Genomic DNA, 14,143 nt, shown 5'->3' with positions numbered 1-14,143 from the left:
CGGGCACCGGCGTGGCCGTGGCGGTGGGCGCCGGCGGCGCCTGGCAGGCCGCGAGAAGCGCGAGGCCGGCGGCGAGCGTCGCGCCGCGCGCCGCCCTCCGGGTCGTCCGCTGGGCCATGCGGGACTGGATCATGCTGCTGTTCCCTTCCGTCGCCGGGCGCTTCGGCGGAATGGCCGCAGCCCGAGCGGGAACGCAACGCGGCATGGCGCCGGGATTTCCGGGCAGTAATCCCAACCGGGCCGCGATCCGGCCCGGCGATCGATCACGCCTTGGCGAGGCGGCGCTATTTCACCGTGGCGACGCGCAACGCATTGGTGGTGCCGGGGGTGCCGAAGGGGACGCCGGCGGTCACCACCACTTCCTGCCCCGGGGTGGCGAAGCCTTCCTGCGCCGCGGCGCGGGTCGCCTTGGCCACCATGTCTCCCATGGTGTTGGGTTCCTGCGTCAGCAGCGGATGGACGCCCCAGACCACGGCCAGCCGCCGGGCGCTCTCCATGTTAGCGGTCAGGCCCAGGATGGGGCAGTCCGGCCTCTCCCGTGCCACGCGCAGGGTGGTGCTGCCGGTGGAGGTGAAGGTGGCGATGACCTGCGCCTTGATGGTGTGCGCCACCTGCCGCGCCGCGGCGGCGATGGCGCCGGCGCTGTTCGCCTCCGGCTCCGGCCGGGCGCTGTCGGTCAGGCGGCGCCAATCGGCATCCTGCTCCACCCGGGCGACGATGCGGTCCATCATGTTGACCGCTTCGTAGGGGTACTGCCCGGCGGCGGTCTCGGCCGAGAGCATGACCGCATCGGCGCCGTCGAAGACCGCGGTGGCGACGTCGGACGCCTCGGCCCGGGTCGGGGCGGGGGCGGCGATCATGCTCTCCAGCATCTGGGTCGCCACCACGACGGGCTTCCCTGCGGCCTTGGCGGCGCGGACGATGCGCTTCTGGATCAGCGGCACCTCCTCGGGCGGGCATTCCACGCCGAGGTCGCCGCGGGCCACCATGACGCAATCGGTCAGCGCCAGGATGGCGTCGAGATTCTCGACCGCCTGCGGCTTCTCCATCTTCACCATGATCAGGGCGCGGCCGGCGCAGATCGTCCGCGCCTCGGCCACGTCCTCCGGCCGCTGGACGAAGGACAGGCCGATGTATTCGATGCCCTTCTCCAGGACGAAATCGAGATCCTCGCGATCCTTCTCGGTCAGGGCCGGGATGGGCAGCGCCACGTCGGGCACGTTCACCCCCTTGCGGTCGGACAGCGCGCCGCCGACCACCACCTCGGTCTCCAGGTGGTCGCCGCGGACGCGGGTGACGCGCAGACGCAGCTTGCCGTCGTCCAGCAGCAGGGTGGTGCCGATCTGGGCCGCCTGGATGATCTCCGGGTGCGGCAGCTCGACCCGGCTGACATTGCCGGGGGTGGGGTTGAGGTCGAGCCGGAAGGGCTGCCCGGCCTGGAGCTGCACCCGGCCGCCCTGGAAGCGGCCGACCCGCAGCTTCGGCCCCTGGACATCCGCCAGGATGCCGATCGGGCGGCCCACCTTCGCCTCGATGGCGCGGATGATGCCGATGCGCTCGGAATGGTCGGCATGGGTGCCGTGGGAGAAGTTCAGCCGGAAGACATCGGCGCCGGCGCGGTAGAGCCGCTCGATCACCTCGGCCGAGGAGCTGGCCGGGCCCAGGGTGGCGACGATCTTGGTCCGCCGGCGGCGCCGCAGCGGGATGCGCGGGGCGGCGCGCAGCTTGCCCTCCGGCGGCGGGTAGAGGTCGGGGCGAAGCTGCCAGGCCGGCATCTCCAGCAGCTTCGTCAGCTCCGCGACCCGGTCGGCCGGGATCCGCTGCCATTGGGAGACGGCGGCGGGGGTGATGCCGAGGGCGGCGGCGATCTTCGCGCCGGTGCCGCGGCGGTTGAGGAGGTCGTCGAGGATGGCGTCGCGCATGGCGGCAGCCTATCAGGCTTAAGCCCTGGCCGTCGCGGTTAATATAAATGCTTATCCCTTAATCTTAAGGTCAGGCTGATGCGCCCGACCGGTGATCCAGGGCGGCCCTCGCGCCAAGCCCCGGCAGCCGCCTTAATCATCGCGGAAACGTGACCCGGGCCGGCGCACGCGGCGCCCCGGCCCGGGTCAGGCGATCAGCACCGCCCGGACGTCGTTCACATTGGTCAGCGTCGGCCCGGTGACGACAAGGTCGCCCAGCGCCCGGAACAGGCCGGTGCTGTCATGCCCGGCCAGCGCGGCGCGCGGGTCCCGGCCCAGCGCCCGGGCGCGGGCCAGGGTGTCGGGCGTCGCGATGGCGCCGGCGGCGTCCGACTTGCCGTCGATGCCGTCGGTGTCGCAGCACAGCGACCAGATCCCCGCCGCGCCGTTCAGCGCCAGGGCCAGGCCGAGCAGCGTCTCCGTCCCCCGCCCGCCCTCGCCGGCGGCGCCGTCGATGGTCACGGTCGTTTCCCCGCCGGAGAGCAGCACGGCGCCGCGGCCGACCGGCACGCCATGCGTCGCGGCCGACAGGGCGATGCCGCCCAGCACCCGGCCCAGCTCCCGCGCCTCGCCTTCCAGCGCATCGCCCAGGATCAGCGGCGCCAGGCCCATGGCCCGCGCCTCCTCCGCCATCGCCCGCAGCGCCAGCATGGGCGTGGCGATCATGCGAAGCTCCGTATTCGCCAGGCGCGGGTCGCCGGGCTTCGGCGTCTCCTCCGCGGCGCGCTCCAGGTGGCGCAGCGCCGCTTCCGGCAGGCGCATGCGGTAATGCGCCACCAGCGCCCGCGCCTCGGCGAAGCTGGTGGGGTCGGCGATGGTGGGGCCGGAGGCGATGACGGCGGGGTCGTCCCCCGGCACGTCGGAGATCGCCAGCGTCACCACCCGCGCCGGATGCGCCGCGGCGGCCACCCGCCCGCCGGAGAAGGCGGAGAGGTGCTTGCGGATGCAGTTCATGGCGTCGATCGGGGCGCCGCAGCGCAGCAGCTCCCGGTTCACCGCCACCAGGTCGTCCAGCGTCAGGCCCGGGGCGGGCAGGGTGGAGAGCGAGGAGCCGCCGCCGGAGACCAGGAACAGCACCAGGTCGCGCGCGGAGAGGCCCTGGACGGCGGCCAGGATCTCCGCCGCCGCCGCCGCGCCCGCCGCATCCGGCACCGGGTGGTTGCCGAAGCGGACGGGGATGCGCCGGACCGGCGGCGGGTCGGGGATATCCGCCCCATGCGGGGCGATCACCAGGCCGGAGAGGGGGAGGCCGGGCCAGGCCTGCTCCACCGCCAGGGCCATCTTCGCCGCCGCCTTGCCGACGCCCACCACCACGACACGGCCATCGGCGGTGGGTTCGGGCAGGTGCGGCGCGAGGACCGTCAGCGGGTCGGCGGCGCGCACCCCGGCCTCGAACATCTCCCGCAGGGCCGCGCGGGCCGATGCGTCATCCCAACCGCCTGCCATCCTTCCCCTCCTCGCCACGCCCCGCCGCGCGCCCGGGCCGGTGGCCGATGCTTGGACCCCTTGGGTGCCGCGGGCGCAATGCCCCTTGTGGAATTTCTGGTGGTATGGAACAAGCCGCGCATGACGGGAGCCGAGGACGCCGCATCAGCCGGGCATCGCCCCCAGCACGCGCAGGATCTCCTCGCTGGCCCGGCGCCGGTGCGCCGCCACCGCTGCGCGCGCCGCCTCCGCTTCCGCGGCGCGAAGGGCGGCCAGGATCGCCGCATGCTCGGCCGAGGAGGCCAGCGGGTCCGGCCGCCGCGACGCCGTGGCGCTGCGGGCGCGCTGCGCCTGGTCCGCCGCGGTCTGCGCCAGCCGCGCCAGCTTGGCATTGCCGCCGCCTTCCAGCAGCACGCGGTGGAAGCGGTCATCCGCCGCCGCCCAGCCCTTGCGGTCGCCGGCGGCGAGCGCTCGGTCCATCGCAGCCGTCGCCGCCGCCATCGCCTCCAGCGCGGCGCCGCCGGCCGCGCCGCGCCCGGCCAGCAGCGCCGCCGCCGCGCCTTCCAGGGCGATCAGCACGTCATAGGTCTCCCGCAGGTCCAGCGGGTCGATCGGCAGCACCCGCACGCCGCGGCGGGGCAGGACGCGCAGGAAGCCTTCGTGCTGCAGCCGCAGCACCGCCTCATGCACCGGCGTCCGGCTCATGCCGAGCTGGTCGGCGATGGCCTGCTCCGTCGCCTCCTCGCCCGGGGGCAGCAGGGATTCCAGGATGCTGGCCTTCAGCGCGGCATAGGCGGCATCCGCCAGGCTGCCGCGCGGCCGCGCCGGCCGTTCCATGGGCCGCACGCGCGGCCCCGTCTCGTCTTCCATGCCAGCAAGCATACCACGCCCTGAAGGAGCCTCCCATGCGCACCCACCGCATCGCCGCCATCTCCGCCGACGGCATCGGCCAGGAAGTCATCCCCGCCGGCCTGCGGGTGCTGCAGGCGCTGGCCGAGCGCGATGGCGGCTTCCGCCTGGACGTCACGGAATTCCCCTGGGGCAGCGACTACTACCGCGAGACCGGTCGGATGATGGCCGAGGACGGGCTGGAGACGCTGAAGGGCTTCGACGCCATCTTCTTCGGCGCGGTGGGCGACCAGCACATCCCGGACGATGTCACGCTGTGGGGCCTGCGGCTGCGGATCTGCCAGGGCTTCGACCAGTACGCCAATATCCGCCCGACCCGTGTGCTGCCCGGCCTGACCAGCCCGCTGCGGGCGGTGGCGCCGGGCGACATCGACTGGGTGATCGTGCGGGAGAATTCCGAGGGCGAGTATGCCGGCCATGGCGGCCGCGCCCATCGCGGCCACCCGGAGGAAGTCGCCACCGAGACCGCCATCTTCACCCGGGCCGGCGTGACGCGGATCATGCGCACGGCCTTCGAGATCGCGGCCCGGCGCCCGCGCAAGCTGCTGACGGTCGTCACCAAGTCGAACGCCCAGAAGCACGGCATGGTCTTCTGGGACGAGATCGCGGCCGAGGTCGCGCGCGACTACCCGGCCGTGACCTGGGAGAAGGAGCTGGTGGACGCCATGGCCGCCCGCATGGTGCGCCACCCCGGCAGCATCGACACCGTGGTCGCCACCAACCTGCACGCGGATATCCTGAGCGACCTGGCCGGCGCCGTCGCCGGCTCGCTCGGCGTCGCGCCCACCGCCAACCTCGACCCCTCGCGCCGCTTTCCCTCGATGTTCGAGCCGATCCATGGCTCGGCCTTCGACATCGCGGGCAAGGGCGTGGCCAACCCGGTCGCCACCTTCTGGACCGCGGCGATGATGCTGGAGCATGTCGGCGAGCAGCCGGCCGCCGACCGGCTGATGGCGGCGGTGGAGCGGGTCTGCGCCGATGGCGTGCTGACCGCCGATGTCGGCGGCACCGCGAATACCGAGCAGGTGACCCAGGCCGTTATCGCCGCCATCCGCGGCGCGAACCTGTAGGACCCGGGGGGAGCCACGCCGCGGCGTGGCTCCCCCCGGGGGCGCCTCAGCGCGCCACGCCCTTCAGCGTCCCCTCCATCTCGCCGAGGATCGCCGGGTCGTCGATGGTGGGCGGCACCACGTAATCCTCGCCATCGGCGATCCGGCGCAGGGTGGCGCGCAGGATCTTGCCGCTCCGGGTCTTCGGCAGGCGCGGCACCACCTTCGCATCCTTGAAGGCGGCGACCGGCCCGATGCGGTCCCGCACCAGCCCGACCAGGTCGCGGCAGATCGCGTCCTCCGCCCGGGTGACGCCGGATTTCAGCACGACGAGGCCCAGCGGCACCTGGCCCTTCAGGCTGTCCTTCACGCCGACCACCGCGCATTCCGCGACATCGGGGTGGCTGGCCAGCACCTCCTCCATCGCGCCCGTGCTCAGGCGATGCCCCGCGACATTGATGATGTCGTCGGTGCGGGACATGACGGAGATGTAGCCCTCCTCGTCCACCACCCCGGCATCGGAGGTGTTGTACCAGCCCGGGAAGGTGGCGGTGTAGCTCTCGCGGAAGCGGTCATCGGCCTGCCACAGCGTCGGCAGGCAGCCCGGCGGCAATGGCAGGCGCACCGCCAGCGTGCCGCCCTGGCCGCGCGGCAGCGGCTGCCCGGCCTCGTCCAGCGCCTGCACGTCGTAGCCGGGGCTGGCCTTGCCGCCGCTTCCGAACCTTGCGGGAAACAGGCCGAGGCCGCGGAAATTGCCGCTGATCGGCCAGCCCGTCTCGGTCTGCCACCAGTGGTCGATCACCGGCTTCCGCAGCAGGCCGGACACCCATTCGGCGGTCGGCGGGTCGCAGCGCTCGCCGGCCAGGAACAGCGCTTCCAGCCTCGACAGGTCGTGCTGCGCGACGAGCCTGCCCTCGGGGTCGTCGCGCTTGATGGCGCGGATGGCGGTCGGCGCGGTGAACATCGCCTTCACGCCGTGCTGCGCGCAGACGCGCCAGAAGGTGCCCGCATCCGGCGTGCCGACCGGCTTGCCCTCGAACAGCACGCTGGTCGCGCCGGTCAGCAGCGGCGCATAGACGATATAGGAATGCCCGACCACCCAGCCGACATCGGAGGCGGTGAACATCACGTCGCCCGGCCCCACGCCATAGAGCATGGCCATGGAGTTGCGCAGCGCCACGGCATGCCCGCCATTGTCGCGCACCACCCCCTTGGGCTTCCCGGTGGTGCCGCTGGTGTAGAGGATGTAGAGCGGATCGGTCGCCGCCACCGGCACGCAGTCCGCCGGCGCGGCCGCCGCCTCGGCCTCGCTCCAGTCCTCGTCGCGGCCTGCCTCCAGCGCCGCGGCGCTTTGCTCCCGCTGCAGCACCAGGACGCGGTCCGGCTTGTGCGGCGACAGCGCGATGGCGGCGTCCAGCAGCGGCTTGTAGGCGACCACCCGCCCGGGCTCGAGCCCGCAGGAGGCGGCGAGGACCACCTTCGGCTTCGCATCGGCGATGCGCGCCGCCAGCTCCGCCGCCGCGAAGCCGCCGAACACCACGGAATGCACCGCGCCCAGCCGGGCGCAGGCCAGCATCGCGATGGCGGCTTCCGGCACCATCGGCATGTAGACCACCACGCGGTCGCCGGCGCCGACGCCGCGCGCCCGCAGCGCGCCGGCCAGCTTCGCCACGCGGGACTGCAGCGCCGCATAGGTGATGGTCTCGCAGCGGCCGGTCATCGGGCTGTCCCAGATGATCGCGGCCTGCCCGCCGCGGCCGGACGCGACATGCCGGTCCACCGCATTGTGGCAGGTGTTCAGCCGCGCATCCGGGAACCAGCGTCCATAGGGGCCGGCGGCGGGATCGAGGATGCGGTCCGGGGCGCGGTCCCAGTCGATCCGCCGCGCCGCCTCCCGCCAATACCCGTCGGGGTCGCGCTGCCAGGCGGCATAGGCGGCATCGTACTGGCTGGCACTGGCCTGCATCGCATCCTCCCCGGTTCTTGCCGTGCAAACTGGCAAGCCGCCGACCGGGCGGCAAGCCGCTGGGGCGGCACGGCAAGCCCGCCCCAGCCCGAAGCCCGCACCCGGCGGGTAGGCCGCCGCATCCGCCCGGGCCTTGCGCTGGATCAACGCTGGACGGCCGCCGGGCTGGCAAGGGTGCGATGCATCCGCCAAGCCGGGAAGGGAGGTTACCACCATGGTTGCATCTGGCCAGGAGAGGATCCTGGACAATCCGAAATTCCAGGAGCTGGTCCGCACGCGGTCCGGCTTCGCCTGGACCCTCGCGGCCGTCATGCTGGCGATCTATCTCTGCTTCATCTTCCTGGTCGCCTTCGCGCAGCCGCTGATGGCCATGAAGGTGGGCGGCGGCGTCACCTCGCTCGGCATCGTGCTCGGGCTGGTGGTCATCGTCTCGGCCTTCCTGCTGACCGGCATCTATGTCCAGCGCGCCAATAGCCGGTTCGACGCGCTGACGCGCGACCTGCAGAAGGACATCGCCTGATGCATCGCCTCTTCCTCGCCCTGGCGGCCGGGCTGGTGGGCTATATCGGCACCCATGCCGTCGCCTTCGCGGCCGGCGCCGTGGACGGCGCGGTGGACAAGCAGGGCCTGAACATCGCCGCCATCGCGATGTTCTTCCTCTTCGTCCTCGGCACCCTGGTCATCACCTACCGCGCCGCGGCGTCCAGCAAGTCGGCGGCCGATTTCTACGCCGCCGGCGGCGGCATCACCGGATTCCAGAACGGGCTGGCCATCGCCGGCGACTACATGTCGGCCGCGAGCTTCCTCGGCATCTCCGGCCTCGTCTTCGCCTCCGGCTTCGACGGGCTGATCTACTCCATCGGCTTCCTGGTGGGCTGGCCGATCGTGCTGTTCCTGATCGCGGAGCGGCTGCGCAACCTCGGCAAGTTCACCTTCGCCGACGTGGCGTCCTTCCGGCTGGACCAGACGCAGATCCGCATCCTGTCGGCGACCGGCACGCTGGTCGTCGTCGCCTTCTACCTGATCGCGCAGATGGTCGGCGCCGGCAAGCTGATCCAGCTGCTCTTCGGCCTCGACTACCTCTATGCCGTGGTGATCGTCGGCGCGCTGATGATCGTCTATGTCGCCTTCGGCGGCATGAAGGCGACCACCTGGGTGCAGATCATCAAGGCCTGCCTGCTGCTGGGCGGCGCCAGCTTCATGGCCTTCATGGTCATGCTGCATTTCGGCTTCAGCCCGGAAGCGATGTTCGCCGAGGCGGTGCGGGTCCATCCGAAGGGCGACGCCATCATGGCGCCCGGCGGCATGGTGGCCGACCCCGTCTCCGCCATCTCGCTCGGCCTCGCGCTCATGTTCGGCACCGCCGGCCTGCCGCACATCCTGATGCGCTTCTTCACGGTGTCCGACGCCAAGGCGGCCCGCAAGTCGGTGTTCTACGCCACCGGCCTGATCGCCTATTTCTACATCCTGACCTTCATCATCGGCTTCGGCGCCATCACCTTCCTGATGAGCGACCCGGCCTACTACACGGCCGGCGCCGGCGGCGTGATCAACAAGATCACCGGCCTGCTCGGCGGCACCAACATGGCGGCCGTGCACCTGGCCAATGCGGTGGGCGGCAGCCTCTTCCTCGGCTTCATCTCCGCCGTTGCCTTCGCCACCATCCTGGCGGTGGTGGCCGGCCTGACGCTCGCCGGCGCCTCCGCCGTCTCGCACGACCTCTATGCCGAGGTCATCGCGCGCGGCCGCGCCTCCGAGCGGAAGGAGGTCAACATCTCGAAGATCTCGGCCGTCGTCATCGGCATCGTGGCGATCGTGCTGGGCTACATCTTCGAGAATCAGAACGTCGCCTTCATGGTCGGCCTGGCCTTCGCCGTGGCGGCAAGCTGCAACTTCCCCGTCCTGCTGATGAGCACGATGTGGAAGGGCTGCACCACGCGCGGCGCGATGTGGGGCGGCTTCCTCGGCCTCGCCTCCGCCGTGGCGATGGTGGTGCTGTCCAAGGCGGTCTGGGTGCAGACCTTCGGCAACAAGGCCGCGATCTTCCCCTATGACAACCCGGCCCTCTTCTCCATGACCATCGCCTTCGTGGGGATCTATGTCGTCTCCAAGCTCGATGCCAGCCAGCGGGCGAAGCGGGAACTGGCGTCCTACGATGCGCAGTATGTCCGGTCCGAGACGGGGATCGGGGCGTCTTCCGCCCATATCCACTAGGTCCGTCACCGGGGAAGGGCCCTGCCCGTCCCCGGACCCCATCCCGCCAGGGGTCAGGCGACCCCTGGACCGGCCCGAGTTTCTCCCATGCCCAGCGGCTTCGACGCGTCCAACCCGCCCTTCGACCGGCTGACCCAGCAGGAGATCGGCGAGCTCCAGGCGAGCCTCGACATCGCCTATGTCGCGCCGGGCGAGCCCGTGGTGCGGCCCGGCCAGAAGGCCGAACATCTCCACGTCATCATCAAGGGCTCGGTCGAGGTGCGGGAGGGCGAGACCCTCAACGCCCTGCTCGGCCCGGGCGACAGCTTCGACAGCCGCGCCATCGTCCATGGCTCCGCCGGGGAGGATTTCGTCGCGGCCGGGGAGACGCTCTGCTACCTCGTCCCGCGGGCGCTGGTGCTGGACCTGATCGCCCGCAACCCGGCCTTCGCCGCCTTCTTCTACTCCGAGGTCTCGGCCAAGCTGGATGCCTTCTCCGGCGCCCGCCGGCAGGAAGGCATGGAGAGCGTGCTGCGCGCCCGGGTGAGGGAGGCGAGCCGCGGCCCCGCCCTGATGATCGAGGGCAGCGCCAGCATCGCCGAGGCCGCGCAGCGCATGCAGGATGCCAGCATCAACGCCGCCTATGTCCGGGACGGGGGCCGCATCGGCGTCGTCACCGGCATGAACCTAGCGAAGGCCGTGCTGCTGAAGCGCCTGCCGCATGAGACGCCGGTGCGCCACGTCTCGCATTTCGACGTCATCGCCGTCGATGCCGACGCCTTCATCTTCGAGGCGCTGCTGCTGATGACCCGGCACGACAAGCGCCGCGTCGCCGTGCGCCAGGGGGCCGAGTTCACCGGCTTCCTCGAGGATATCCATATCCTCGGCCTGGTCGCCGGCAATTCCCAGCTCATCCCCGGCCGCATCGACCGCGCCCGCAGCGTCGAGGATCTGACGGGGCCCGCGCAGGACATCCAGGGCCAAGTGGAACGCCTGCACCGGCAGGGCCTGAAGGTGGAGCAGATCGCCGAGATCACCTCTGATCTCAACCGACGGCTGTTCGTGAAGCTGTTCGAGCTGGTGGCGCCGCCCGCCATCCGCGAGCATGGCTGCCTGATGATCATGGGCAGCGAGGGCCGCGGCGAGCAGACCGTCCGCACCGACCAGGACAACGGCCTGCTGCTGGACGGCCCGGTGGAGGAGGCAGAGCTTGCCCGCTTCCGGGACGCCTTCGGCGCCGCACTCGCGGGCTTCGGCTTCCCGCCCTGCCCGGGCAGGGTCATGGTCGGCAACCCGTTGTGGTCCCAGCCGCTCGCGGGCCTCGTCCGGCAGCTTCGCCTCTGGATCATGGAGCGCACGCCGGAGGCGGCGATGAACCTGGCGATCTTCTTCGACGCCGTGCCGGTCACCGGCCGCGCCGGCCTGCTGGCGGAGGCGAAGCAGGCGATGGTCGAGGCCATGCGGGGCGAGCGGGCGCTGATCGCCCGCTTCGCCAACCTGGTCGAGAGCTTCCAGACCCCGGCGCTCGGCGTGCTGTCCACGCTGATGGAGCGGGTCGGCGTCGCCTCCGACGCGATCGACATCAAGAAGGCCGGCATCTTCCCGATCGTCCACGGCATGCGCGCCCTGGCGATGGACAAGGGCATCCTGGAGACCTCGACCGCCGGCCGGATCGCCGCGCTGACCGACCAGCGCGCCTTCGAGCCGGAATTCGGCCGGGAATTGCTGTCGGCCCTGCGGGTCTTCATGGAATACCGGCTGCGCGCGCAACTCGAGGCGGTGCGGCGCGGCACGCTGGAGCGGGAGGCGCTGATCCAGCCCGGGGCGCTGTCGACCGCCGACCGCGACATCCTGCGCGACTCGCTGCGCATCGTCCGGCAGTTCCGCGAGCTGCTGCGCAACCGCTACGCCCTGGCCAGCTTCGGATGAGCCGCGGCGCGCTGTGGCGGCTGTTCTACCGTGCCTCGCTCGGCGACCATGCCTACAAGTTCCTGTTCGAGCCGGGGCCGCCGGACGAGGCGGTGGCGCTGGACTGCGAGACCACCGGCCTCGATCCGCGGAAGGACGACATCCTGGCGATCGCCGCCGTGCGCATCCGCGGCAACCGCATCCTGACCAGCGAGCGCTTCGAGGCGATCGTGAAGCCGGAGGAGACCGAGGCCAGCGCCGACAGCATCAAGGTCCACCGCATCCTGAAGCGGGACGTCGCCGATGCGCTGCCGATGCGCCGCGTGCTGCCCGACCTACTGCGCTTCATCGGCGGCCGGCCGCTGGTCGGCTACTACATCGCCTTCGATGTCCGCATGCTGGACAAGTATGCGATGGACCTGATCGAGGTGAAGCTGCCCAACCCGCAGATCGAGGTCAGCAGCCTCTACTACGACCGGAAATACGGCAATGCGCCGCCCGGGACCGCCTTCGACCTGCGCTTCGACAGCCTGCTGAAGGATCTCGGCATCCCGCCGCTGGCGGCGCATGACGCGCTGAACGACGCGGTCATGGCGGCGATGGCCTGGCTCGCCCTGCGCGACCTGCAGGCGCGCGGCGTGCGCATCCCGCGGGAGAGGGCGGGGCAGGGCCCCCCGCCGCCGACCGGCGGCTGAGAAAAAGCAAGAACCGGGGGAAGGCATTCCCCCGGACCCCCATCTGTTTCTGAGAGCCGGGAGCCGCCGCGCGGCGCCAGCCGACTCTCGGAAAGGAAGGGTGGGGCTTGGGGAGGGAGCACTTTTCCCTCCCCAAACTCGCTTTACCCGTTCGTCACACGCTGGCGCTGGCCGGCCTTGCCTGCGGCGTCTCCGGCCCATCGGCCGCGAAGATGTCGCGGTCCTTGGTCTCCGGCACGAAGAACAGGCCGATGACCACGGTCGCCAGCGCGATGCAGATCGGATACCAGAGCCCGAAATACACGTCGCCGGTCTGCGCGATCATGGCGAAGCTCGTCGCCGGCAGCAGGCCGCCGAACCAGCCATTGCCGATGTGGTAGGGCAGCGACATGGAGGTGTAGCGGATCCGCGTCGGGAACAGCTCCACCAGCGCCGCCGCGATCGGGCCGTAGACCATGGTGACGTAGATCACCAGCACGGTCAGGATGCCGATCAGCACCGCCGGCTGCTCGCGGAAGATGTCGACCGGGGTCGCCATCTTCACCACCGACGTGTTCTGGGCGGAAGGATAGCCCGCCGCCGTCAGCGCCCGGCCCAGATCGGCCGCGAAGGTCCGGCTGTCGGCCGGGATCGGCGTGCCGTTCTGGATCACCACCGCCGCCGTCGCGCCCGGACGGTCCACGACCGAGTAGTTGACCGAAGCCCTGGCCAGCGCCGCCTTGGCGATGTCGCAGGGCTGGGTGAAGCGCGCCGTGCCGGTCGGGTTGAACTGGAAGGAGCAGGTGGACTTGTCGGTGACGACCTGCACCGAGATCTCGCTATGCGCCTTGTGCAGCGCCGGGTTCGCCTCCGCGCTCATGAGCTTGAAGAGCGGGAAGTAGGTCAGCGCCGCCAGCAGGCAGCCGCCCAGGATGATCGGCTTGCGGCCGATCCTGTCCGACAGCCAGCCGAAGAACACGAAGCCGCCCGAGCCCAGCAGCAGCGACCAGGCGATCAGCATGTTGGTGGTGAAGGGGTCCACCTTCAGCACGTTGCCCAGGAAGAACAGCGCGTAGAACTGGCCCGTGTACCAGACCACCGCCTGGCCGGCGACGAGGCCGAGCAGCGCGAAGATCGCGATCTTGGCGTTCTTCCACTGGCCGAAGGCCTCGGAGATCGGCGCCTTCGAATGCGTGCCTTCCGCCTTCATCTTCTTGAAGGCCGGGCTCTCCTCCATCTGCATGCGGATCCAGACGGAGATGCCGAGCAGGACGATGGAGACGAGGAAGGGGATGCGCCAGCCCCAGGCGCGGAAGTTGTCCGGCCCGACCGCAAGCTGGGTGAACAGGATGACCAGCAGCGACAGGAACAGGCCGGCCGTCGCGGTGATCTGGATGAAGCTGGTGTAGAAGCCGCGCCGGCCATGCGGCGCGTGTTCCGCCACATAGGTCGCGGCGCCGCCGTATTCCCCGCCCAGCGCCAGGCCCTGCAGCATGCGCAGTATGATGAGGATGACCGCCGCGGCGATGCCGATATCGGCCGAGGTGGGGAGGATGCCGACCACGAAGGTGGAGGCGCCCATGATCAGGATGGTGACGAGGAAGGTGTATTTCCGCCCGACCAGGTCGCCCAGCCGGCCGAAGACCAGGGCGCCGAAGGGGCGCACCAGGAAGCCCGCGGCGAAGGCCAGCAGCGCGAAGATGTTGCGCGTCGCCTCGTTGAACATCGGCTGGCCGTTGGCGTCGAGCGGGTTGAAGAAATTCGCCCCGATGACGGCCGCAAGCGAGCCGAAGAGATAGAAGTCGTACCACTCGAACACGGTGCCGAGGGAGGAGGCGGTGATGACCTTCCGCTCCTCGCGCGTCATCGGACGCACCTCGGTATCTGATTTCGGGATCGCCGTCTGGCTGGCCATTCCTCGCCCCTGTTGACAGTCTTGTACCGGTGGGTGCCGCGCCCTGCCGCCTGTCGCCGCCATCCTGGCCAGGCCGCGGCACGCGCATGGCAGGGCCGGCCGCAGCATTCCGTTCCAATCAGAACGCCCCCGGGCGGTCAATC

10 protein-coding genes are annotated in these 14,143 nt (G+C 71.0%); 5 read left to right on the top strand and 5 right to left on the bottom strand.

Translation table 11 applies throughout. The annotated features are described in order from the left end of the window. Positions 1-284 precede the first annotated feature (284 nt). The 3 genes from pyk to E2C05_RS10890 form a co-directional block, all read right to left on the bottom strand. On the bottom strand, positions 285-1,922 hold the full coding sequence (pyk, locus tag E2C05_RS10900) for a pyruvate kinase (protein ID WP_133219649.1): 1,638 nt from the start codon (positions 1,920-1,922) through the stop codon (positions 285-287). A 186-nt stretch (positions 1,923-2,108) separates the two neighbouring features. Next, positions 2,109-3,407 carry a glycerate kinase type-2 family protein gene (locus tag E2C05_RS10895; protein WP_133219648.1) on the bottom strand — a complete coding sequence of 433 codons (1,299 nt, stop codon included), beginning with the start codon at positions 3,405-3,407 and terminating at the stop codon, positions 2,109-2,111. A 144-nt stretch (positions 3,408-3,551) separates the two neighbouring features. Next, positions 3,552-4,256 carry a GntR family transcriptional regulator gene (locus tag E2C05_RS10890; RefSeq protein ID WP_200305235.1) on the bottom strand — a complete coding sequence of 235 codons (705 nt, stop codon included), beginning with the start codon at positions 4,254-4,256 and terminating at the stop codon, positions 3,552-3,554. A 35-nt stretch (positions 4,257-4,291) separates the two neighbouring features. On the opposite strand from E2C05_RS10890, the gene E2C05_RS10885 reads away from it, so the two are divergent. Further along, positions 4,292-5,365 carry a tartrate dehydrogenase gene (locus tag E2C05_RS10885; protein WP_133219647.1) on the top strand — a complete coding sequence of 358 codons (1,074 nt, stop codon included), beginning with the start codon at positions 4,292-4,294 and terminating at the stop codon, positions 5,363-5,365. Between the two features lie 46 nt (positions 5,366-5,411). Here the strand turns inward: E2C05_RS10885 and E2C05_RS10880 are convergent, their stop codons facing one another. Next, positions 5,412-7,310: an AMP-binding protein gene (locus tag E2C05_RS10880; RefSeq protein WP_133219646.1), complete on the bottom strand. Its 1,899-nt coding sequence runs from the start codon at positions 7,308-7,310 to the stop codon at positions 5,412-5,414. A 214-nt stretch (positions 7,311-7,524) separates the two neighbouring features. Here E2C05_RS10880 and E2C05_RS10875 point away from each other — a divergent pair, with 214 nt between their 5' ends. From E2C05_RS10875 to E2C05_RS10860, 4 genes are all read left to right on the top strand, one after another. Then, positions 7,525-7,830, top strand: coding sequence for a DUF485 domain-containing protein (locus E2C05_RS10875; protein ID WP_133219645.1), 306 nt, complete (start codon positions 7,525-7,527; stop codon positions 7,828-7,830). Further along, on the top strand, positions 7,830-9,524 hold the full coding sequence (locus tag E2C05_RS10870; RefSeq protein ID WP_133219644.1) for a cation acetate symporter: 1,695 nt from the start codon (positions 7,830-7,832) through the stop codon (positions 9,522-9,524). Before E2C05_RS10875 ends, E2C05_RS10870 begins: the two co-directional genes overlap by 1 nt. A gap of 87 nt (positions 9,525-9,611) precedes the next feature. After that, the gene (locus E2C05_RS10865) at positions 9,612-11,432 is read left to right on the top strand and encodes a DUF294 nucleotidyltransferase-like domain-containing protein (protein WP_133219643.1); all 1,821 of its coding nucleotides are present in this window, start codon (positions 9,612-9,614) and stop codon (positions 11,430-11,432) included. Then, positions 11,429-12,106, top strand: a complete 678-nt coding sequence (locus tag E2C05_RS10860) for a 3'-5' exonuclease (protein ID WP_133219642.1) — start codon at positions 11,429-11,431, stop codon at positions 12,104-12,106. Before E2C05_RS10865 ends, E2C05_RS10860 begins: the two co-directional genes overlap by 4 nt. A gap of 154 nt (positions 12,107-12,260) precedes the next feature. On the opposite strand, the gene E2C05_RS10855 is transcribed toward E2C05_RS10860, so the two are convergent. Next, positions 12,261-14,000, bottom strand: coding sequence for an MFS transporter (locus E2C05_RS10855; protein WP_192912448.1), 1,740 nt, complete (start codon positions 13,998-14,000; stop codon positions 12,261-12,263). Positions 14,001-14,143 lie beyond the last annotated feature (143 nt).

It is taken from the genome of Paracraurococcus ruber (assembly GCF_004353985.1).
Classification (GTDB): domain Bacteria; phylum Pseudomonadota; class Alphaproteobacteria; order Acetobacterales; family Acetobacteraceae; genus Paracraurococcus; species Paracraurococcus ruber.
The sequence above is the reverse complement of the archived record's forward strand: the minus strand, read 5'-3'. Positions and strand labels throughout refer to the sequence as shown.